Origin of the sequence: Providencia sp., from assembly GCF_040396775.1 — a bacterium.
GTDB lineage: Bacteria > Pseudomonadota > Gammaproteobacteria > Enterobacterales > Enterobacteriaceae > Providencia.
Map to the genome: position 1 here is coordinate 33,963 of NZ_JBEBNT010000025.1, position 21,493 is coordinate 55,455.

The 21,493-nt window shown below is 42.2% G+C and carries 20 protein-coding genes and 1 pseudogene; 14 read left to right on the forward strand and 7 right to left on the reverse strand.

The window, feature by feature from the left end:
• Positions 1-32 precede the first annotated feature (32 nt).
• The 7 genes from ABWP91_RS18385 (at position 33) to ABWP91_RS18415 (ending at position 5,442) form a co-directional block, all read left to right on the forward strand.
• The gene (locus ABWP91_RS18385) at positions 33-941 is read left to right on the forward strand and encodes an SPOR domain-containing protein (protein WP_353244461.1); all 909 of its coding nucleotides are present in this window, start codon (positions 33-35) and stop codon (positions 939-941) included.
• A gap of 82 nt (positions 942-1,023) precedes the next feature.
• The gene (dam, locus tag ABWP91_RS18390; protein WP_353244462.1) at positions 1,024-1,926 is read left to right on the forward strand and encodes an adenine-specific DNA-methyltransferase; all 903 of its coding nucleotides are present in this window, start codon (positions 1,024-1,026) and stop codon (positions 1,924-1,926) included.
• Between the two features lie 15 nt (positions 1,927-1,941).
• Complete coding sequence (rpe, locus tag ABWP91_RS18395) at positions 1,942-2,616, forward strand: ribulose-phosphate 3-epimerase (protein WP_047756509.1); 675 nt, start codon at positions 1,942-1,944, stop codon at positions 2,614-2,616.
• Positions 2,613-3,305, forward strand: a complete 693-nt coding sequence (locus ABWP91_RS18400; protein ID WP_353244463.1) for a phosphoglycolate phosphatase — start codon at positions 2,613-2,615, stop codon at positions 3,303-3,305. The genes rpe and ABWP91_RS18400 overlap by 4 nt, the downstream gene beginning before the upstream one ends.
• An 18-nt stretch (positions 3,306-3,323) precedes the next feature.
• On the forward strand, positions 3,324-4,367 hold the full coding sequence (gene trpS, locus ABWP91_RS18405) for a tryptophan--tRNA ligase (protein WP_353244464.1): 1,044 nt from the start codon (positions 3,324-3,326) through the stop codon (positions 4,365-4,367).
• Positions 4,368-4,622: 255 nt separating this feature from the next.
• A complete protein-coding gene (locus ABWP91_RS18410; RefSeq protein ID WP_353244465.1) occupies positions 4,623-4,847 on the forward strand; it encodes a hypothetical protein in 225 nt (74 codons plus the stop codon).
• Between the two features lie 34 nt (positions 4,848-4,881).
• Positions 4,882-5,442, forward strand: a complete 561-nt coding sequence (locus ABWP91_RS18415) for a class I SAM-dependent methyltransferase (protein ID WP_353244466.1) — start codon at positions 4,882-4,884, stop codon at positions 5,440-5,442.
• Between the two features lie 92 nt (positions 5,443-5,534).
• Here the strand turns inward: ABWP91_RS18415 and ABWP91_RS18420 are convergent, their stop codons facing one another.
• From ABWP91_RS18420 to ABWP91_RS18430, 3 genes are all read right to left on the reverse strand, one after another.
• On the reverse strand, positions 5,535-6,176 hold the full coding sequence (locus ABWP91_RS18420; RefSeq protein WP_353244467.1) for an isochorismatase family protein: 642 nt from the start codon (positions 6,174-6,176) through the stop codon (positions 5,535-5,537).
• A gap of 222 nt (positions 6,177-6,398) precedes the next feature.
• Complete coding sequence (locus ABWP91_RS18425) at positions 6,399-6,965, reverse strand: YceI family protein (protein ID WP_353244468.1); 567 nt, start codon at positions 6,963-6,965, stop codon at positions 6,399-6,401.
• 89 nt (positions 6,966-7,054) lie between these two features.
• A complete protein-coding gene (locus ABWP91_RS18430; RefSeq protein WP_353244469.1) occupies positions 7,055-7,732 on the reverse strand; it encodes a hydrolase in 678 nt (225 codons plus the stop codon).
• A gap of 265 nt (positions 7,733-7,997) precedes the next feature.
• Here ABWP91_RS18430 and ABWP91_RS18435 point away from each other — a divergent pair, with 265 nt between their 5' ends.
• Positions 7,998-8,873, forward strand: a complete 876-nt coding sequence (locus ABWP91_RS18435; RefSeq protein WP_219245225.1) for a pirin family protein — start codon at positions 7,998-8,000, stop codon at positions 8,871-8,873.
• Positions 8,874-8,916: 43 nt separating this feature from the next.
• Here ABWP91_RS18435 and ABWP91_RS18440 read toward each other — a convergent pair whose 3' ends face one another.
• On the reverse strand, positions 8,917-9,822 hold the full coding sequence (locus ABWP91_RS18440; protein WP_353244470.1) for a LysR substrate-binding domain-containing protein: 906 nt from the start codon (positions 9,820-9,822) through the stop codon (positions 8,917-8,919).
• Between the two features lie 172 nt (positions 9,823-9,994).
• Between ABWP91_RS18440 and ABWP91_RS18445 the strand changes: the two genes are divergently transcribed.
• Entirely contained in the window at positions 9,995-11,680 is a 1,686-nt protein-coding gene (locus ABWP91_RS18445) for an ABC transporter ATP-binding protein (RefSeq protein ID WP_353244471.1), read from the forward strand.
• On the forward strand, positions 11,673-13,304 hold the full coding sequence (locus ABWP91_RS18450) for an ATP-binding cassette domain-containing protein (RefSeq protein WP_353244472.1): 1,632 nt from the start codon (positions 11,673-11,675) through the stop codon (positions 13,302-13,304). Before ABWP91_RS18445 ends, ABWP91_RS18450 begins: the two co-directional genes overlap by 8 nt.
• Here the strand turns inward: ABWP91_RS18450 and yiiM are convergent.
• Together yiiM and sodA are read right to left on the reverse strand one after the other, a co-directional pair.
• Complete coding sequence (yiiM, locus tag ABWP91_RS18455; protein WP_353244473.1) at positions 13,301-13,981, reverse strand: 6-hydroxyaminopurine reductase; 681 nt, start codon at positions 13,979-13,981, stop codon at positions 13,301-13,303. The two genes, ABWP91_RS18450 and yiiM, sit on opposite strands and share 4 nt — an antisense overlap.
• Positions 13,982-14,122: 141 nt before the next feature.
• A complete protein-coding gene (gene sodA / locus ABWP91_RS18460; protein WP_353244474.1) occupies positions 14,123-14,749 on the reverse strand; it encodes a superoxide dismutase [Mn] in 627 nt (208 codons plus the stop codon).
• Positions 14,750-15,167: 418 nt separating this feature from the next.
• On the opposite strand from sodA, the gene acs reads away from it, so the two are divergent.
• The 4 genes and pseudogenes from acs to tnpA form a co-directional block, all read left to right on the forward strand.
• Positions 15,168-17,123 carry an acetate--CoA ligase gene (gene acs, locus ABWP91_RS18465; protein WP_353244475.1) on the forward strand — a complete coding sequence of 652 codons (1,956 nt, stop codon included), beginning with the start codon at positions 15,168-15,170 and terminating at the stop codon, positions 17,121-17,123.
• A gap of 195 nt (positions 17,124-17,318) precedes the next feature.
• Positions 17,319-17,630: a DUF485 domain-containing protein gene (locus ABWP91_RS18470; protein ID WP_353244476.1), complete on the forward strand. Its 312-nt coding sequence runs from the start codon at positions 17,319-17,321 to the stop codon at positions 17,628-17,630.
• A complete protein-coding gene (actP, locus tag ABWP91_RS18475) occupies positions 17,627-19,276 on the forward strand; it encodes a cation/acetate symporter ActP (RefSeq protein WP_353244477.1) in 1,650 nt (549 codons plus the stop codon). Before ABWP91_RS18470 ends, actP begins: the two co-directional genes overlap by 4 nt.
• Positions 19,277-19,412: 136 nt before the next feature.
• A pseudogene (gene tnpA, locus ABWP91_RS18480) lies at positions 19,413-19,719 on the forward strand (IS200/IS605 family transposase); the annotation flags it as partial.
• 239 nt (positions 19,720-19,958) lie between these two features.
• On the opposite strand, the gene ABWP91_RS18485 reads toward tnpA, so the two are convergent.
• Complete coding sequence (locus tag ABWP91_RS18485; protein WP_353244478.1) at positions 19,959-20,387, reverse strand: hypothetical protein; 429 nt, start codon at positions 20,385-20,387, stop codon at positions 19,959-19,961.
• Positions 20,388-21,493 lie beyond the last annotated feature (1,106 nt).

Sequence of the window (21,493 nt, forward strand, 5' to 3'; positions counted from 1 at the left end):
TACTATAGGCAAATTTTATTCGGGAGAGGAAAATGGACGAATTTAAACCAGATAACCAGCCACAAGGTCAAAATGACCTTAGGCCAGATACATCAGACAGGCCAGCAGGGCGCTCGCGTCAATCGACAACTGCGAAACCAAAAATCGCCTTATCACGCCAGCACATCATGATCGGTGTCGGTGTCCTTGTTTTATTGCTACTGATTATTGCCATCAGTTCTGCATTAAAAGCCCCCACTGAACATGAACGTCAGCAAACAACCAGTAATAATAGTGGGCAAAGCATTGATTTATCTGGTTCTTCCTCTTTGACCAATACACAAGGTCAAACCCAGCAAGGACAAGCCCAAGAAATTACAGGTTCACAAATCACGCCAACACCAACTCAAGGTGAGTTGCAAACTCAACCGAATGGTTTAGGTGAGCGAATCGAAATTCCAGGTGATGTTGTTGATGCCTTAAACCAAGGCCAAGTCCCCACACCGGGTACAACACAGCCACAGAATGTGACACCACTGAACCCACCCGTTGTTAAACCTGTTGAGCAACAGCCTGCGGTAAAACCCGTGGCACCAGAAAGAACGCCACCTAAAACGGTAGAACCAAAACAGCCAGCTCAACCAAAGCAACCAACCAAACCGGCTGCAACAGCCAATAACCAAGGCAGTAATGTCATGTCTGCACCTGCGGGTAGCTATACGCTTCAATTAAGCAGTGCCAGCCGCTCAGACACATTGGAAGCTTTTGCAAAAGAAAACAAACTTGCTAATTACAAGGTTTATAAAACGATTCGTAATGGGCAAACTTGGTATGTTCTTATTCACGGTAACTATAACTCAGTCACTGATGCAAAAAATGCAATAGGGGCGTTACCTGCTGCTGTTCAAGCGAAAAAACCGTGGGTAAGAAATATGAAACAAGTCAAACAGGATCAAAAATAACAACGTTTTCCCCCGGGCGCATTATGTTGTCCTGACAGAGTATGAATGCAGTTACTCTAAACGATTGTAATAATAAGACGGCATGAAAAAAAAACGCGCTTTTTTAAAATGGGCTGGGGGTAAATACCCCCTTGTGGAAGAAATCCAAAAACACCTTCCACAAGGTGATTGCTTAATTGAGCCTTTTGTTGGTGCAGGGTCAGTGTTTTTAAATACCAGCTATGATTCTTACATACTGGCAGATATCAACAGTGACCTCATCAATCTCTATAATACGGTTAAACACCGCACTGACTTTTTTATTGAAGAAGCCCAGCGCATCTTCACACCTGAATTTAATACCTCAGAACAATACTATTTGATGCGTGAAGCGTTTAATAAATCCGATGATACGGAAAAACGCAGTGTGCTTTTTTTATACTTAAATCGCCACTGTTATAATGGTTTATGCCGTTATAATTCCAAGGGTGAATTTAACGTGCCTTTTGGCCGCTATAAAAAGCCCTACTTCCCCAAAGAAGAACTTTTATGGTTCGCAGAGAAAGCACAACAAGCCACCTTTATCACCCAGCACTATGGTGAAACCTTATTAAATGCAAGAGAAGGCTCCGTCATCTACTGCGATCCACCTTATGCACCACTCTCTGAAACCGCAAATTTTACGGCTTACCACACCAATTCATTTAGCGCGCTAGAGCAACAAAATCTGGCGATTCTGGCGCATAAATTATCAACAGAAAGTAAAATTCCTGTGTTGATATCAAATCATGATACCCCCTCAACCAGAGAGTGGTATCATCAAGCTCAATTGCATATTGTTAAAGTACGTCGCACCATTAGTAGAAACATATTAAACCGTAGTAAAGTCAATGAATTACTGGCTTTGTATACGAATGAAATTAATAGCCTTTCTCCTAGAAAAACGAATAAGAAAAAAACGCAACAACCTGTACCTAGCGCTGAATGGCTCTCAGATAACGACTAATACTCGGAGACAATAATGAAAAACTTCCTCATTGCCCCATCTATTTTATCTGCTGACTTTGCCCGTTTAGGCGAAGATACTGCCAATGTTCTCGCGGCAGGCGCGGATATCGTACATTTTGATGTGATGGATAACCATTACGTCCCTAATCTGACCTTCGGCGCACCGATTTGTAAGGCATTGCGTGATTACGGCATTACTGCCCCCATTGACGTTCATTTAATGGTGAAACCCGTCGACAGGATCATTCCTGATTTTGCAAAAGCGGGTGCAACGCACATTAGTTTCCACCCCGAAGCCAGCGATCACGTTGACCGTTCATTGCAATTAATCAGAGAAAGTGGCTGTACCGCTGGCCTAGTGTTTAATCCAGCAACGCCTCTGAGCTACCTTGATTATGTGATGGATAAAGTCGATATGATTTTGCTGATGTCGGTTAACCCAGGCTTTGGTGGTCAATCCTTTATCCCACAAACCCTCAATAAATTGCGCCAAGTCCGTAAATTAATTGATGAAAGTGGTTATGATATTCGCTTGGAAGTCGATGGCGGTGTGAAAGTAAATAATATCGCAGAGATTGCCGCAGCGGGTGCCGACACCTTCGTCGCAGGTTCAGCTATCTTTGATCAGCCAGATTATAAAACCGTTATCGATGCAATGCGTGTTGAACTACAAAAGGTATCTCAATGACTCAAGTTGTATTAGAGAATATCAAAGCCGTTGCTTTCGATTTAGATGGAACCCTTGTTGACAGCGCTGGTGGCTTAGCAGAAGCCATCGACAACATGCTGAACGATTTTGATTTCCCCCCTGCAGGCAAAGAGCGTGTCTCGATTTGGGTTGGTAATGGTGTCGATGTCTTAGTTGAGCGAGCACTCACTTGGGCTAATGCTAACATCACCCCTGACCTGCAAAAACAAGCTCGCCAAAGCTTTGATAAACATTATGCTGTGTCTGTCACAACAGGTAGCGAACTGTTCCCTGAAGTCAGAGAAACACTCGAACAACTAGCAAAACATGGGCTACCAATGGGAATTGTGACAAACAAAGCGACCCCATTTATTGCCCCTCTGCTAAAAAAACTAAATATCCACCACTATTTCTCCCTTGTGTTAGGTAGCGACGATGTTAAAGCCTTAAAACCGCACCCTGCTCCCCTTTATTTGACAATGGGGACCTTCGGTTTACGCAAAGAAGAATTGCTTTTTGTCGGTGATTCCCGTAATGATATTATTGCAGCGCGAAACGCTGGATGCCCGTGTGTCGGTCTGACCTACGGTTATAACTATGGTGAATCTATTGCATTGACTGAACCTGACTGCGTGTTAACCCATTTTTCAGGCCTATTACCTGCAATCGGTTTATCTGAAATAAAATAAGCAAGGACATAATTTAAAATGAGCACTCCCACTGAAAAACTAAAGCAATCCCAGAAACCTATCGTATTCAGCGGCGCACAGCCTTCCGGTGAATTGACCATCGGTAACTACATGGGTGCATTACGTCAGTGGGTACAGATGCAAGATGATTTTGACTGCATTTACTGTATCGTTGACCAACACGCCATCACCGTTCGCCAAGACCCGGTCGAACTGCGTAAAAGAACCCTCGATACCCTTGCGCTCTATTTAGCCTGTGGCATTGATCCGAAAAAAAGCACTATATTCGTGCAATCCCATGTGCCACAACATGCACAGCTCAGCTGGGCTCTGAATTGCTACACTTATTTCGGCGAACTCAGCCGTATGACGCAATTCAAAGACAAATCAGCACGTCATGCAGAAAACATCAACGCAGGTTTGTTTGATTACCCCGTGTTGATGGCCGCAGATATTCTGATTTACCAAACCAATCAAGTACCTGTTGGTATCGACCAAAAACAGCACCTTGAATTAAGCCGTGATATCGCTCAGCGCTTCAATGCCATTTATGGTGATATTTTCACCGTTCCAGATCCGTTCATCCCAACAGGTGGTGGTGCGCGTGTCATGGCGCTGCAAGATCCAACCAAGAAAATGTCCAAGTCTGACGACAACCGCAATAACGTCATCGCGCTGCTTGAAGATCCAAAATCAGTTGTGAAAAAAATCAAACGTGCCATGACAGACTCTGAAGAGCCACCTCGTATTCGTTATGATTTAGAAAACAAACCGGGTGTTTCCAACTTACTGGATATCATGGCGGGTGTGACAGGTAAGAAAATTGCAGAACTCGAAGCGGAATTTGAAGGCCAAATGTACGGACATCTTAAAGGTGCCGTTGCAGAAGCCGTATCTGACATGCTGACAGGCTTACAGACGCGTTACCATGAGTTCCGTGATAACGAAGCGCTACTAAACCAAATTATGGATGAAGGTGCAACCAAAGCCGCTGCTCGTGCTCAAGAAACCTTGGACAAAGTGTACGAAGCGATTGGTTTTGTAAAACGTCCGCAATTGTAATCAAAATAACTGATAGTGTGTTTTACCACTTAATCAGCCATTTAATTGTTCATTTAAAGAGGAGAGCTTTCTCCTCTTTGTCTTTTAAAGACCCTAATTTTGTTACCTCCTCATCTTTATTCAGCTAAATTCATTTTATAATAACCTAATGTAATGAATTGTAATCTACTGTAATAACGCTATTTTTCTATTGAGCTTAGAGTCAACTCTAACGTTAAACTGTTTATGGTTACCACCGCTAGAGGAGAATTAAATATGTCTTTTTTTAGTTGGCTATTTGGTTTCAAACAGAATACTCGCCGCTCGAATCATGGCTATTCATCAAAACATAACCGTTCATCCAAACATGGCAGTGATAGGGATCCGTATTATCGTGAAAACACTCAGCAGCAATATATCAATGTGATGAAATGCCAGCAGTGCCGATCAGTCGTCAAAATCAGTGATAAGTTTTGCAGTGAATGTGGTCTGCCATTATGAGGCTAACGTAATCCACTATCCGAGGTAGTAATATATGCGTATTATGTTATTACAGCTATTTGGAACATATAAACTCTATATTGAACAATTCATTACCTCCCCAAAGGAAATGGGAACTTTACTGCCTTCTTCCCGCTCTCTGTGCGATGCCATGCTTACCCATATCGATTGGGATCAACATACCCAAATTGCGGAAATAGGAGCAGGGAATGGTGTTATCACAAAACATATATTACAAAAATGCGCTGTAAATACGTCATTGAATATTTATGAAATCAATGAAACCTTTATTACACAACTCCAACAGATTAATGATAGCCGAGTTATTATCAATCCTGTCTCTGCTGAACATCTTTTTGGTGAGTTCCATGTGGTTATTTCGGGAATACCATTTTTATCGCTAGAGACAAAAACAAGCATGAGAATTCTAAAAAAGGTCAGTGAGTGCTTAGCCCAAAAGCAAGGTATTTTTGTTCTTTTTCAATATACACAAGCCTGTGAGCCTATGTTTGAACGCTATTTTGATTTCACAAAAGAACGCGTATACCTAAATTTCCCACCCGCTTGGATCTATATTTGCCAACCAAAATGTTAGGTAAGATGAACAACTCGATGAGATTTATCACATGTTCACCGTTTGTTAATACGATTAAAGCGGGGAGATCCCCCGCTTCTTAGTCTTAATAATCAAGAATTTTTACCACATTTCGCTTCGTACAATAGTTGATATGCTGGCGATATGCTTCTCAAATTGTCATACAAATCCATCTCGTGATCCACATTCCGCATCTTTTGTACCTCACATAACACAGCGGAAGAACCAATAGGAACAACACCAACTTGAATTAAACGTAATACCGCAATTTGACGTTCCAGTTCAGTATTAGCCCCTGACGCATCCAAAACAGCAAAAACTTGGTATCCATCCGATACCGCTCTTAATGCTGCATTTACCAACGCAACACTTACCGAGCCACCAGCAATCACAATTTGTTTTTTCCCTGTTGATTTCACTAACTCAACAAATTCCTTATTATCCCAAACCATCAATTCGTCATCATAAAAAAATGTATGGGCATGTGGTGCGTTGCGACTAATCTCAGGAATAATTGGTCCCATTAAACTATCAACTTTAGTCGCGCACGCTATCACTGGAATATCAGAGAGTGATGCCACTTTACTGAGTGCTGCGATTCGTTGACGTAATACAGGAACAGTAGGCGTAATCACGGATTGCAAAGTACCACTTTGCTGATTAACAAAAATAAAAACAACATCTTTAGAATCAATAACAGGAGTTTGCCCATCAAAATTAGCCGGTATAGCCATAGTAAAAACCTCTCAATAAATGAATTAATTGTGCTTCTTTAGGCCCACTGAGAGTATTTCATCGCTGTCAGAGTGAATATTTCAAATATTGATAGTTATTACTATGCAAAATATATATCTATATATAGTTGAAAAAATATTTCTCATGGTATAACTGAATGGCAACTGGCTATACCCTATTTTACGTACTAATTAGTATTAAAATCCTGTATTCACCATTACTTACTGCTTAATAGCTTCGGCTTGAATTTTGATGGTGACATTTTTGGTCATACCATCTTTCACTAAGAAATCAACACCCCACTGCGCACGGTCAATCGTAGTTTCAAAATCACCACCGCATACATCGGCTTTAAAAATCGGGCTGAAATAACAACCAAATTTCGTCATTTTAAGCTGAACAGGATGAGATTGCCCTTTTATCGTCAACACACCATCAATAGATACAGGTTTATTATCAACAAAATTCCATTGGGTGGATTTAAATTCAATCGTTGGATACTTTGCCGCATCTAACATATCAGGACCTTTGATGTGATTATCAAAACCACTCAAACCTGTATTTAAGGTCGATACGGGAATAGAAACATTCACACTACCGGTTGATTTTTCAGGTGAATAGCTCATATCCCCACTGATATTATGAAATCCACCGCTATTGGTAGAAGTATTGAAATGGTCAATATAAAACACCGCTTTGGTGTGAGTGGGGTCTAACTTATAGTCAGCCGCCTGAGCGGTTCCAAAGGCCAATAAAGAGGCAAATAAAGGCAATATTATTTTGTTCATTACATGATCCCAAAAATAGAGTGAGAGAAGATAGCCTTTTGTATTAAAAGGCTATCTTTAATTCGTGAGTTAAGTATTTACAGGGTTGATTAGCGTTCTGAATCTAATTGTTCATTATTTTTCAAAACGTCCTGCGCTTTGCTATAGCTTTCAATCAGTAATTGATAAGCAGGGAAAATTTGCGTGTACGCCATCGCCCATTCGCCCGCGTCTTCACGGTTCCAAGTTCCTTGCAATTCAGAAGCAACTGCCGCGGTATCCATCGGTACTACGCCTGCTTGAACCACGCGCGCTAATGTAATTTCTTGTGCCATTTTGCTGTAAGTGCCTGATGCATCAATCACAACAAAAACTTGATAGCCATCCATCACAGCACTAATGGCAGGGAAAGCCATGCAAACGCTAGTGATGGTGCCTGCAATAATCAGCTGTTTTTTACCTGTTGCTTTCACGGCAGCAACAAACTCAGGGTTGTCCCACGCATTAATTTCACCGCGACGAGCGATGTATTGTGCATGAGGGGCATTTTGGTGAATCTCAGGGATCAGAGGGCCATTTGGGCCTTGTGGTACAGAAGCCGTGGTGATCACTGGGATTTTCGCTAGTGAAGCCATTTTTGCCAGTACCGCAGCGCGAGCACGCAATTCAGTCATCGGCATATCACCGACCGTTTGGAAAAGCCCACTTTGGTGATCAATTAATAACATCACCGCATCGTTCGGGTTAATAACAGGACGCTGACCATTAAAATTTGCTGGAATACTCATAATAAAGCCTCTCAATCGATGAAGTAAGAAATCTATTTAGAATGAAAAATAGAACGATACCCGCTCCGTTTTCGTGTTATTTAGATTAATCCATCGATTTAAGGCTGAGTAGTCCGAGTTTTGATAAACACTGTTCTATAAATAGGATTATAACCTTAACTCTGATTGTTCTTTTATTGGAACAATGAAACCTATTTTTGCCACTACTCGACGTTTTTCCACTGCTTTATGATTAGCACATCAAAACAGAATTCGGAGTCTCACCATGAAAAAAATTATTGGTATCTATCAATCTCCACGGAGCCATTGGGTTGGTGATGGTTTCCCTGTTCGCTCAATGTTTAGCTACAGCAACCACGGGAAATACCTGAACCCTTTCTTATTACTCGATAGGGCGGGGCCATTTGCATTCCCAAGCTCAGATGCAGCTAATCGCGGGGTCGGTGAACACCCACACCGCGGGTTTGAAACCGTCACGATCGTTTATGATGGGGAAGTTGCTCACCACGACTCAACAGGGGAAGGTGGTGTCATTGGTCCAGGGGATGTTCAGTGGATGACAGCGGCATCGGGTATTTTACATCAAGAATACCAGTCTGATGACTTTATGAAAAAAGGCGGCACCCTTGATATGGTGCAATTGTGGGTCAATTTGCCTGCAAAAGACAAATCCGCCGCACCAGGCTATCAGCTATTGGAAAGCCAAACGATGCCGAAAGTCACGCTGCCCAATGAAGCCGGCACACTGCGTGTCATCGCGGGGGATTATTTAGGCCATAAAGGCGCAGCAAGAACCTTTACCCCATTAGATGTTTGGGATTTACAGCTCAATAAAGGCAAAACAGTCGGTATTCAGACTAAATCAGGCCGCAATGTGGGATTAGTGATGCTGCGCGGCTCGATATTTGTTGATGGGCGTTCAGCCTTAAACGAAGGAGAGCTAATGATCCTTGATGATACGCAGAGCAATATTGTGTTAGAAGCAACAGAAGACGCATTAGTGCTGCTATTAAGCGGTGACCCAATTGATGAGCCTGTTGTTGGCTATGGCCCATTTGTTATGAATAGTATGGAAGAAATTAACGAAGCCGTAAATGACTTCAACAGTGGTAAATTTGGTCGTATTCCTGAAACGCAATAAATAACGCATTATCCCTCGGTAGCACTAAGCTATCGGGGGATTTTTATTTTACTGACGGCGAAATGTTATCAGCCAAATAATTCAGTAATAATTGTACGGATGGTAACAACCCTTTGCGAGAAGGATACACCGCATGAATAATATCTTCAGGGAAACGCCATTCAGGCAACACTTCCACCAGTTCCCCCGACACAATTTCCTTTTCCACCACCCCATAAGGTAACCTCGCAATACCAATTCCTTTGAGTGCAGCACGGTACAAAGTCAGCACATCAGTTGTCGCCAATTTAGGAGTAAAATGCTGCGTAAAGCTGAGATCATCACTGTTTTTTAGGGTTAGAGTGTAATTCTGCGAATGTTCCGTATTTGCCAAAATAGGGTAATCTACCAATTTTTCAGGCTCAATTAGTGCACCTTGCTCTGCGAATAACTGTGGGCTTGCAACCAATATCCTGCGTGAATACCCCAGCACTTTCATCATTAGTCCTGAATCATCAAGAGGCAAAGAACGCACTCTAATGGCCAAATCTAACCCTTCACTGATCACATCAACGGGGCGGTTGACCGCTAAGATTTGAATATCGATATCTGGATATTGCACCATAAAGTCCACCAGCATCTCATTCAAATAAACCTGCAATAGCGCCACAGGGCATGAAAGCTTAATGGTACCTTTAGGGTGGGACTGTACAGAGCAAATAAGTTCATGGGCAATTTCTGCTTCATCCACCACATTCTTACACTGTTGATAAAATACTTGGCCAACTTCCGTAACATGGAATTGGCGTGTTGAACGGTAAATCAATGAAACATTGAGCTTTTGCTCTAAATCGGCAATACGCCGACTGAGCTTAGATTTTGGGATCCCTAATGCTAAACCCGCTTGGGAAAAGCCGCCATGTTCGACCACTTTGACGTAATAATAGAGGTCATTTAAATCATATTGCATCTTACTTTCCCCAACCCTCTTACGGTGTCATTTCGTTATCTTACTCAAAACACAGGAAACGTCACCCTTTTCTGCCCTGCAAACAAAACAAATAGTCTGGTAAGCAAAACAACTAAATCCCTTAAATAAAGTGAAATAAATTACAGTGATAGATTCGCTATGGAGGTTTTGTATGTACCGCGCACTTAGGACATTGCTTCGTCCCTATCGCTCAATTTTACTGGTTGCTGTTATTTTACAAGCCATCGCAGGTCTTTGCTCTCTCATCCCATGGGTGGCCATCAGCCAAGTTGCCGTATCACCCGTTCATCAATATGGTAACTGGGTTATTATCGCCTCCATTGGAGGGATAGCCTGGTTAGTTTGCCAAACTATTGCCATGTACCTCACACACCAAACAGATAGCCGCCTGTGCCACCAATTGCGATTACGGCTACTTGATAAGATAGGTAAATTACCTTTAAACCACTTTACTCAACAAGGCAGAGACGGCGTTTCACAAGTGATTGACCGTGATGTCCGCTACCTCCACCAATTAACCGCTCACGCACCTGCGGATCTCACCAAATTGATGGTGGTGCCTGTTGCCGCCACGCTTATTTTGCTGTGGCAAAGCGTATCACTCACACTTTTTTGTCTTATTCCTTTGGTCGCCGCAGTTTTTTTGTTCCGCGCAATGCGAGCACCACACTACCAACACTTATATATAGCTCGTAATGAAACCATGGGGCACCTCTATAGCCAATATGCTGAATTAGCCGATAACCCGTTATTCGCTAGGCAATATCCAAATCAAGGGATACAAAAACGAGCATCACTCGCACTGCAAGGTTTTGAAAGTGCTTTTATGCGTTGGATTGGTAAAATTGGTGCATTAAGTTCGCTCACTCAAATCGGCATCAGTGCCACCTTACTGTCTTTCTGGGTCGTTTTGGGGACAATATTACTTCCCGGCCCTATTTCACTCGCTCAGGTCATTTTATTTATTCTCTTAATACAAAGCCTTGCAGCACCTGTCGCTGCTATGGGGCACGGTGCTGACGCATTAAACCTTGCGGTCAGTGCATCACAGCGTATTGAGAAATTACTAAATGAGCCAGAAATGCAGTACGGCAAAAAAATGCTCGACACAACCTCTTGCCACCTCCAACTGGCTCAAATCAGTGTTGTGCTTGGTGACAAAACCCTTTTATCTCAGGTTGATATCGATATTACAGACGGTGAACTCATCGCAATAGTCGGGCCATCAGGGGCAGGGAAAAGTACACTATTGCAACTCATGGCGCGCTTTTTAGACCCTACACAAGGCACTGTTTTATTTAACCAAACACCGCTTCCAGAGCTTTCGTTAGCCACGTTAAATCAACAAATAGCCATTGTGATGCAAAACCCGCAGCCTATGCCCTGCTCGTTAAGGGAAAACTTACAACTTTTCGCCCCTAACGCCACGGAAAGTGACATGAACCACTACCTTGAAGCTCTCAATTTATTGCCGTTGGTGCAGCAGTCCCCTAAAGGCCTCGACAGCATAATTGGAAAAGAGATGGCGTTATCTGGTGGGGAATCCCAGCGACTTGCCATTGCACGAGCCTTGTTATCCCCTGCCCCCTTATTATTGTTCGATGAACCCACCTCTGCACTTGACCCACAAAATGCTCAGCAAGTGTTATCTCTATTACATGCTGAATCGCGAACCTGCGTATTCGTGACGCATCATCTAGGCAGCTTAAACCTCGCTAATCGTGTTTTATTACTGAAAGAAGGCCAGCTGATTGCGCAAGGCTCCCACAAAGAGTTAGCCAAAACATCAATAGATTATCAGCAATTACTGCGCGCCTTGGAGGAAAACCATGCTTAAGTCCTTATTGTATACGGTACGCAGCGCCATTTTTTGGATGGTATTCGCCGCTATCTTAGATGGAATAAGCGGGTTATTACTGGTGTATGTTCTTTTCAGTTGGTCGTTAGGCACCATGATGATACCGATGACTTTACTGGCGGTGTGCAGCCTGATATCCCTCCTGATCACCTTTATTGCCACCCAAAAAGGCTACTTAGCGGGTGGATTAGTGATGCGCTACCTTGCTAACGCGTTAATCCGCCACTTACCCTTGTCATTACAGCCGATCAAAAATGCCAATCACTTAGTGGCTGGGCCTGTTTCACACATTATGTCTGTCCCTGCGCATTTATTGCATCCCATAATTAGCGGGCTAATCACGCCATTCACTGTCGTATTGGGCGCATTTATCTACCAACCTATTTTTGGATGCGTGCTTTTATTTATAGGATTGGTTTTATTATCTACCTTACGCCTTTGTGGCCAAAAAATGGCTTTTTTTGAACAACAAACCCAGGCATCTGAACAAGATGTCATTCATCAACTCGACCAATTTGCACTCCACCAGCCGCTCATCCGCCGAACAGGCGTTAACCAATCTCAGCACCAGCAACTCACGAGTGCGTTAACGTCACAGTACCAAACACAAAAACAATTACAGCGTCAAAGCTTGCCATTCCATTTACTGTTTTCAGGCGCCATCCAAATCATTTTTATCGCGTTGTTTTATTTAGGCATTCAAAAAATAAGCCAAGGTGACATGCCATTAAGCTTATGGTTAGCGGGGATGGTGTTATTAGCGCGGTTTATTGAACCGCTCTGGCTTCTTTCGCATTTAAATCAATCATTAAGGCAAGCAAAACAATCGATTAAACAGGTCGAATCCGCATTGATTACCCCTGAATTAGCATTTCCCTATCGAGCCCCTTCTCCTGAAAATAATGATGTCCGTTGCCAACAATTATCTTTCTATCATGATAAAAAGAAACGAATTTTAAATAACATTACCGTCAATTTTGCTCATAATACTTTCACGGCTGTCGTTGGCCCATCTGGCGCAGGGAAAAGCACACTCTTAAGTTTACTCGCTCGTCTACAAGACCCGACTCAAGGCTCTGTCAGTTACGGTAATAAAAACCTGATGGAATTATCGCAAGAAGCATTATGTTCAAAGCGTGGGGTTTTATTGCAAGACAGCGCACTATTTCGCGGTAGCGTACACCAAAACTTAACATTAGAAGACGCAAATATTGATGACCGAGAGGTTAACATATTACTGTCACAGTTAAATTTTGAAGATATTCCTGATTTTTTAAACCGAGACGTCGGCGCGAGTGGCACGGCACTTTCTGGTGGGCAAAAACAGCGTCTAGGCATTGCACGGCTATTTCTGCGCCACCCAGATATCGTTTTAATGGATGAACCAACAGCAAGCCTTGATACCATCAATGCTGCTTCCGTGATTTCTTTAATAACTCAAGCGGATCAGCAAACTCGCATTGTAGTTACTCACCATCCACACCTTGCATGTTTAGCAGATAACATCGTCTATATGGAAAATGGAGAGATTATTGCTCAGGGCAGCCATGCAGAGCTTATGGCTGGTACGCCTTGGTACCAGCAGTTTATCGGTCAATCCTAACTGCGTTTACCAAATAAACGGTGGTTAAATTCTTCAATACGATGATTATCAAGGCGGTTTTGCATCGTTAGGCTCCAACTGGCAGATAACCCCGCTGCACTGAGGAGCCTATGATACAGCTGCTCATCATAAGGGGCGTGAAATGCAATCATTATCGCCTCTTGTACTGAAACATCACTGTTGCGACTTGATAACGTTAATGGTGAATTAGCACTAACATTCCCCGTTTTAATCACACGATATAACCACCCACAGCGGCCGTTGTCTTGCATGATTTGGGCAAAGTTTTCCACGCCAGTTAAACCATTTAGCTTATAGCAAGGTGAGCGAGGTTGGGTAACCTGAATTCGCGCATCCCCCCACGCATAGATGTCACCGATAAATACGTTATCTTCAGTCATTCCCAGTGTGGATATATTTTCACCAAACGCGGATGCCATAAACAAATCTTCTTGTTCAGGGTATGCATTCAGCCAAAATTCGTAGTGATCACGAGGATAATGACAAAGCGCTCTATCAGGCCCGCCATGAAAACGTGTTTCTGCTTGCTCATCGCCCTCTAACCCAAGCTGCCCCAACATCAATAACCCATCTGCCGCATGTTTATGAATCGCACTTCGACCGCAAGATTGCGTTGATTGGACTTTACCGATAAAGACTTGGGGTAGGAATGACATGGGCGGCGCTCTCCACATAAATTGGTAACGAAGCCTCCATCATAAAGAATGCCACTCAAGATAACAATCAAATGGGCCGCAAATAAAAAAGGCGCAGCACCATCGATGCTACGCCCATTAAGACTTAATTAAAAAGTCTAATTATTTAGCTTTTGAAGCGAAACGTGCCGCTGCTTCGTCCCAGTTAACCACTGACCAGAACGCTTTGATGTAATCAGGGCGACGGTTTTGGAATTTCAAGTAATATGCGTGCTCCCACACATCTAAACCGACGATTGGGTAGCCTGAAGCGCCAGAAATCGCTTCACCCATTAATGGGTTGTCTTGGTTAGCAGTTGATACAACGGCTAATTTACCGTCATCTTTCAGAACCAGCCACGCCCAACCTGAACCAAAACGAGTTGCAGCTGCTTTCTCAAATAGCTCTTTGAATGCATCAACGCTACCAAAATCGCGCTCGATAGCGGCTTTTAAGTCGCCTTTTAATTCAGTATTTAATTTCAAACCTTTCCAGAACATGCTGTGGTTTGAGTGACCACCCGCATTGTTACGTACGAAGGTACGTTGATCAGCAGGAATTTGGTCTAATTTTTGAATCAGAACGTCAATATCCAGACCCGCTAATTCAGGTAATTTCTCTAACGCCGTGTTGGTGTTAGTCACATAGGTTTGATGGTGCTTAGTGTGGTGGATTTCCATGGTTTGTTTGTCAAAATGTGGTTCCAACGCATCATAAGCATAAGGTAAAGCAGGTAATGTATAACTCATTTTATTGTCTCCAGTGACGTAAATACCACTATGTTTCTCATTTTCACCACAAGGTTCATAGGGTATGGCACTTGCGTAGTTTCGCACCTTGTGAATTTCTCTCTATTATAGTTATTTTACTGTTAATGAAAATCATTATCAAACCCATGATTAAATTGTGGTCTTTTGTATTCCCTATAAGAATTCGTTTATACAGTAACTAATACCAATATCCCCACGGTTTATTTTTCTTTACATCTAACATTTTCAATATTTTTAGTGTTATATTCCAATATGGGATTTAGCATCAAATGATAATCCTGCAAATCTCATTACAATTAATACGTGATCTTCCGCGCAAAAGAAAAACAAATTTATATTTCGTGCTTTAGTTAACCGTTTTTTGACATAGTATTAACATCTGCAAGGAGATAATAATATGACTCAAATAACTAAACATCCCGTTCCTGCTGAAATTGCAAAAAATGCCCTGATTACCGAACAACAGTATAACGATGAGTACCAACGCTCGATTCAAGACCCTGAAGGATTTTGGGGCGAAAAAGGAAAAATCGTTGATTGGATTAAACCGTACACCCGTGTTAAGAACACCTCTTTTGACCCCGGGCATATTGATATCCGTTGGTTTGAAGATGGCACGTTAAACCTAAGTGCAAACTGTTTGGACCGCCATCTGGCTGAAAAAGGCGACCAAGTAGCGATTATTTGGGAAGGTGATGACCCGTCATCATCAAAAAATGTCACTTACCGTGAACTGCATCATGATGTTAGCCAGTTTGCTAACGTCTTAAAGAAACAAGGCATCCGCAAAGGTGATGTCGTGGCGATTTACATGCCAATGGTCGTCGAAGCTGCCGTAGCTATGCTAGCGTGTGCACGCATCGGTGCTATCCATACAGTCATTTTTGCCGGTTTCTCTCCTGAGGCGGTCTCTGGTCGCGTTATTGACTGTAAAGCGAAGCTGATTATCACTGCTGATGAAGGCTTACGTGCAGGCCGCGCAATCCCACTGAAAAAAAATGTGGATGACGCATTAGCTAATCCGCAAGTCACCACCGTTGCAAGCGTCATTGTCTACCAACGCACAGGTAATGCCCCAAGCTGGGTCGAAGGCCGCGACTTATGGTGGCATGATGCCACTAAAGGGGTTAGCGCTGATTGCCCACCAGAAGAAATGAGCGCAGAAGACCCGCTGTTCATTCTGTATACCTCCGGCTCAACAGGTAAACCCAAAGGCGTTCTGCACTCCACAGGGGGTTATCTGGTTTATGCCACACTCACATTTAAATATACCTTTGACTACCATCCTGGGGAAGTTTACTGGTGTACTGCCGATGTGGGCTGGGTAACGGGCCATAGCTATTTACTCTATGGGCCATTATCCAATGGCGCAAAAACCGTTATGTTTGAAGGTGTACCAAATTACCCATCGGTTAACCGAATGAGTCAGGTCGTTGATAAGCACCAAGTCAATATTCTTTATACCGCACCAACAGCTATCCGTGCATTAATGGCGGAAGGCGATAAAGCGATTGAAGGTACTGACCGTAGCTCATTACGTATTCTTGGTTCTGTTGGCGAACCAATTAACCCTGAAGCGTGGGAATGGTTCTACAAGAAAATTGGTAACAGCCGTTGCCCAGTGGTCGATACATGGTGGCAAACCGAAACGGGTGGTTTTATGATCACCCCACTGCCGGGTGCAACTATGTTAAAACCGGGTTCCGCAACATTGCCTTTCTTTGGCGTCCGTCCTGCACTCGTGGACAACCTCGGTGAACCTATCGATGGGGCAACCGAAGGTAACTTAGTGATTGTCGATTCATGGCCAGGGCAAGCCCGTACTTTATTTGGCGATCACGAACGCTTCGAGCAAACCTATTTCTCTACCTTTAAAGGCATGTACTTTAGTGGTGATGGCGCTCGTCGTGATGAAGATGGTTATTACTGGATCACAGGTCGTGTTGACGATGTATTGAATATCTCTGGCCACCGTTTAGGTACCGCAGAGATTGAATCTGCCCTCGTCTCGCATCCAAAAGTGGCAGAGGCCGCGGTGGTCGGTATTCCTCACAATATTAAAGGTCAGGCAATCTATGCCTATGTCACATTAATATCTGGGGTTGAACCCTCTCCTGAGCTGTATACCGAAGTTCGTAATTGGGTGCGTAAAGAAATTGGCCCAATCGCAACGCCGGATGTTCTTCACTGGACGGATTCTTTGCCAAAAACCCGTTCCGGTAAAATCATGCGCCGTATCCTACGAAAAATTGCATCAGGGGACACCAGCAACTTTGGAGATACCTCCACGCTGGCAGATCCAGGTGTTGTCGAAAAACTACTCGAAGAAAAACAGTCTATGAGTATGTCATAACGCCAAAAGGCCAACTCATAGAGGCGGCCTTACATACATCCCAACAAGATGGTTTACTCTAAATAATTCGAGGTGCAGCTAGGCGACAAGCGAACGAATCACGAGGAGCATACATAAGTATGTAACTCGTGAGAGTGAGTGCAGTCAACAAAGCTGCAACTTGAAGTATGACGAGTATAACAGAGGAGAACTCTGATGAATGCTACTGCTTACGAAAAGGTAGAGGATAACCCTCGCTTCAAAGAACTGGTTAGAAAACGTAGTCGCTTTTCATGGTTGTTATCAGCAATAACGCTTGTCCTGTATGTTGGTTTTATTTTTCTTATCGCTTTTGACCCTAGCTGGTTAGGTACACCAATCGCGGAAGGTTCATACATTACAAGGGGGATCCCTGTGGGTGTTGGGCTGATCGTCATTTCGTTTGTGTTAACCGGGCTATACGTTATCCGTGCTAATGGTGAATACGACCGTTTAACGGCCGAAATTTTAAAAGAGGTAGAAAAATGAAATATTTGCTCTCACTCATTCTCTTTTTTACCTCATCAATGGCATTTTCCGATGCATTGACAGGGGATGTTGAACGTCAGCCTGTCAATATTCAAGCTATTGTGATGTTCTTGTTGTTCGTTGGCTTTACGTTATATATCACTTACTGGGCGTCAAAAAGAACGCGCTCTCGCTCTGATTACTACACAGCAGGCGGGAAAATTACAGGCTTCCAAAATGGGATGGCAATTGCTGGGGACTTTATGTCTGCCGCTTCCTTCTTAGGGATCTCCGCTCTGGTTTATACTTCTGGCTATGATGGGCTAATCTACTCAATTGGTTTCTTAATTGGCTGGCCGATCATTCTATTCTTAATTGCTGAGCGCTTACGTAATTTAGGTCGTTATACTTTCGCCGATGTGGCATCTTACCGGTTAAAACAAAGACCAATTCGGATTTTATCTGCGGTAGGTTCATTGGTCGTTGTCGCACTCTACCTCATCGCTCAAATGGTAGGCGCAGGTAAATTAATCGAATTATTATTCGGTCTTAATTACCATGTTGCAGTTGTTATTGTCGGTATCTTGATGGTGCTGTACGTTCTGTTTGGTGGAATGTTAGCAACCACATGGGTACAAATCATCAAAGCAATTTTATTATTAGCAGGTGCGACATTCATGGCAGTAATGGTCATGAAGCACGTCGGCTTTAACTTTAATACCTTATTTAAAGAAGCCGTTGCCGTTCATAAAAATGGTATTGCCATTATGAGCCCAGGGGGACTCGTTTCCGACCCAATATCCGCTTTATCACTCGGCTTAGCCTTGATGTTCGGTACGGCGGGTCTTCCTCATATCATTATGCGCTTCTTCACAGTGAGTGATGCAAAAGAAGCCCGTAAGAGCGTGTTCTATGCGACGGGGTTTATCGGCTACTTCTATATATTGACCTTCATTATTGGTTTCGGTGCAATTGTCCTTGTCAGCTCAAGCCCTGCATTTAAAGATGCTGCAGGCGCGTTGATAGGCGGTACCAATATGGCTGCGGTTCACCTTGCTGATGCTGTAGGTGGTAACTTCTTCCTTGGCTTTATTTCTGCGGTTGCTTTCGCCACAATTCTTGCGGTTGTTGCGGGTTTAACACTTGCTGGTGCTTCAGCGGTATCCCATGACCTTTATGCGATGGCAATGAAAAATGGTAAAGCCGACGAAAAAGACGAGTTACGAGTCTCAAAAATTACGGTTGTTATCTTAGGTTTTGTCGCAATTGGTTTAGGTATTTTGTTTGAAAAACAAAACATTGCTTTCATGGTTGGCTTAGCCTTCTCCATCGCAGCAAGCTGTAACTTCCCCATTATTTTACTGTCGATGTACTGGCGCAAACTCACCACTCGCGGTGCATTAGCAGGGGGTTGGTTAGGGCTGATTACGGCTGTCGTCTTAATGATTTTAGGACCAACGATTTGGGTTGGCATCCTACACCATGACAAACCTATCTATCCTTATGAATACCCTGCATTATTCTCTATGATTGTCGCGTTTTTCGCATCTTGGTTATTCTCTATTACGGATAACTCAGAACAAGGCAGAATGGAAAGAGAACGCTTTAAAGAGCAGTTTGTTCGTTCACAAATTGGCTTAGGTATTGAACAAGGTAAATCTCACTAAGTTTCACTTAATTGCCACCGAAAACGGCTCAGAATATCGAGCCGTTTTTTTATTATGGCTTTGCGGATGGAGCCAAGAAAAACACCTTTCCGTTATGATATAGATGTTTAAGCTAATATTCGTAAATTAAATAAGGAAAGATGTTGAAATAATCGAAGGGCATCTGATGCCAGACCATGTTCACATGTTAGTCATGTATTCCCTCAAAGCTAAGTGACTCAAGCTTTATGGGATATTTGAAGGGTAAAAGTTCATTGATAATCTTTGATAGACATACGAATTTAAAATATAAATTTAGCAATAGGAAGTTTTGGTCGGAAGGCTACAGTACGGTAGGGCTAAATGAAGCGACAATCCAGAAGTATATCAGAGAGTAAGAAAAGTTAGATTTAATCGCGGATAAACTAAGTACAAAAGAGCATGTAGCCCCATTCAAGGGGTAGGCCAAAGTAACAAAGACACTCAGCTTGAACAAAGAGAAAGCAGCGTCATTTCGGCACAGTTGGTAGCAAGCCCTTGCAAAGCACCCTCTACGCGGGTGGTTATAATTATCTATCCTTATCTCTTGCCTGAATAAAAGTCATAATAAGTTCACTAAGACAAAAAAATCCTTCTTTCTACATAGAGAAAAGAAGGATATTGATAATATTTAAGAATTTATTTTTATTTTCGTTATTCGTTGCTATCTTGCGTAGTGTTGCCTTTCTACATCAGCCCAATTTTCTACAAGTGAATAAAACTCAACTGAATTTGTTTTTCTCTCTTCTTGTAATTTTTTGAATTCTTGTTTATTTTTCGGCGTATAACGAGAAAGTAATTGGTCTAATACAACATGCTTATCTGCAAATTGGGAACCCAATTTTAGCATTTTAAACAATGCTACAGTGATAATTCCACTGATTGCTAGCATCCCCACAACAAATGCAAAACTATACTCAATTCCAACGAAATTTCTTGCGGTATTTAGCAGTAAAAAAGGGACAAAAAACATCACTAATAAAGAAAGAATCGTTGCACCATCTTGGCCATTGTTGAACTCATTCTCTTTCTGGTTATTCACAGAAAGGATTTGGTCAAAAATTCTATGGTTAGCGCTTTTGGTTTTATTCATGTGATCCACCTTTGGTACAGAGGTATTGTTTACAAGAAATACAACGCATAAGAAGGTATAACTTGTTTAGTCGGCCTATCTTTCATATCAAGATGCGAGTTTCTTTCCTTTGAAAATTTCACTTATAAGCAAACTTCATCTATAACGTGATAACTAGATACGCCATTAACTACTTTAAAACAGTATAAATGTAAGTAAATGAAACATCAATTTAACAATTTTTATATAAAAAAATAAACAATTGTGTGTTTTTTTATATAACATTTGTAAATAAAATAGCCAGTTTACATATAAGCAAAATTGGTTAATTTTCTTTTATCAACTGATATTAATGAATTTATTGCTGAAACAATGGGCATTATAGGTGGATTAATTAGCACCATAAAAACCATTAAACTGATAAGTATTATATAACGGGTTCAGAACAAACAAGCCAAATAATTACGTAAAGTCATTATTATTTTTAATAGATCGTAATTTATCGATTACTAATTAGATAAAAAATAGCCGTAAATGAAAATCATCTCTCTTTTAACCTATCTACTCCATAAATAGATTTATCGCTATAGCGACTATCTATGCATAACCACAATCAATAGGGCGATAAAAAGCGCGAAAACAATAAGCAATGTGATCACTCAAGTTAGTTGCTCAGTGGATTCTTGATTAATAATAACCAGGTGTAGCATAAGATTTCTGATGAGAAAAGGCACTATGCCGGGAGCTAACATGATGAAAAACGAGATAACATATTAGTGAGTGAGCTACTGAGTGCAGTATTATCAAGTAAGTCTATATAATCCATAGACACACAAGTTAATTGCTGAGTGAACTACTGATTAGCTTATGATTAACTAACGAGGGGCTTTATCTCTTCATCTTCAGACCTTACCTACACTGAAGAAGACAGAGGGCGCAACAAGGATACCCACTCATCCTTATCAAATTCACGTACGTAACAACAGCGTCATCAACAAACAAGTTAATTGCTCAGTGAATTATTGATTAACTTATGATTAGCAACAGTGGTTTATTCCTCTTGGACCTGCACTTCCCTAACACTCTGAGCGAAGCACACCGCGTGGCTTACACCACCGTAAACGGTG

Coding starts and splice junctions, on each gene's coding strand:
- ABWP91_RS18385 (WP_353244461.1), top strand. CDS start 33: ATGGACGAATTTAAACCAGATAACCAGCCACAAGGTCAAAATGACCTT.
- dam (WP_353244462.1), top strand. CDS start 1,024: ATGAAAAAAAAACGCGCTTTTTTAAAATGGGCTGGGGGTAAATACCCC.
- rpe (WP_047756509.1), top strand. CDS start 1,942: ATGAAAAACTTCCTCATTGCCCCATCTATTTTATCTGCTGACTTTGCC.
- ABWP91_RS18400 (WP_353244463.1), top strand. CDS start 2,613: ATGACTCAAGTTGTATTAGAGAATATCAAAGCCGTTGCTTTCGATTTA.
- trpS (WP_353244464.1), top strand. CDS start 3,324: ATGAGCACTCCCACTGAAAAACTAAAGCAATCCCAGAAACCTATCGTA.
- ABWP91_RS18410 (WP_353244465.1), top strand. CDS start 4,623: ATGTCTTTTTTTAGTTGGCTATTTGGTTTCAAACAGAATACTCGCCGC.
- ABWP91_RS18415 (WP_353244466.1), top strand. CDS start 4,882: ATGCGTATTATGTTATTACAGCTATTTGGAACATATAAACTCTATATT.
- ABWP91_RS18420 (WP_353244467.1), bottom strand. CDS start 6,176: ATGGCTATACCGGCTAATTTTGATGGGCAAACTCCTGTTATTGATTCT.
- ABWP91_RS18425 (WP_353244468.1), bottom strand. CDS start 6,965: ATGAACAAAATAATATTGCCTTTATTTGCCTCTTTATTGGCCTTTGGA.
- ABWP91_RS18430 (WP_353244469.1), bottom strand. CDS start 7,732: ATGAGTATTCCAGCAAATTTTAATGGTCAGCGTCCTGTTATTAACCCG.
- ABWP91_RS18435 (WP_219245225.1), top strand. CDS start 7,998: ATGAAAAAAATTATTGGTATCTATCAATCTCCACGGAGCCATTGGGTT.
- ABWP91_RS18440 (WP_353244470.1), bottom strand. CDS start 9,822: ATGCAATATGATTTAAATGACCTCTATTATTACGTCAAAGTGGTCGAA.
- ABWP91_RS18445 (WP_353244471.1), top strand. CDS start 9,995: ATGTACCGCGCACTTAGGACATTGCTTCGTCCCTATCGCTCAATTTTA.
- ABWP91_RS18450 (WP_353244472.1), top strand. CDS start 11,673: ATGCTTAAGTCCTTATTGTATACGGTACGCAGCGCCATTTTTTGGATG.
- yiiM (WP_353244473.1), bottom strand. CDS start 13,981: ATGTCATTCCTACCCCAAGTCTTTATCGGTAAAGTCCAATCAACGCAA.
- sodA (WP_353244474.1), bottom strand. CDS start 14,749: ATGAGTTATACATTACCTGCTTTACCTTATGCTTATGATGCGTTGGAA.
- acs (WP_353244475.1), top strand. CDS start 15,168: ATGACTCAAATAACTAAACATCCCGTTCCTGCTGAAATTGCAAAAAAT.
- ABWP91_RS18470 (WP_353244476.1), top strand. CDS start 17,319: ATGAATGCTACTGCTTACGAAAAGGTAGAGGATAACCCTCGCTTCAAA.
- actP (WP_353244477.1), top strand. CDS start 17,627: ATGAAATATTTGCTCTCACTCATTCTCTTTTTTACCTCATCAATGGCA.
- ABWP91_RS18485 (WP_353244478.1), bottom strand. CDS start 20,387: ATGAATAAAACCAAAAGCGCTAACCATAGAATTTTTGACCAAATCCTT.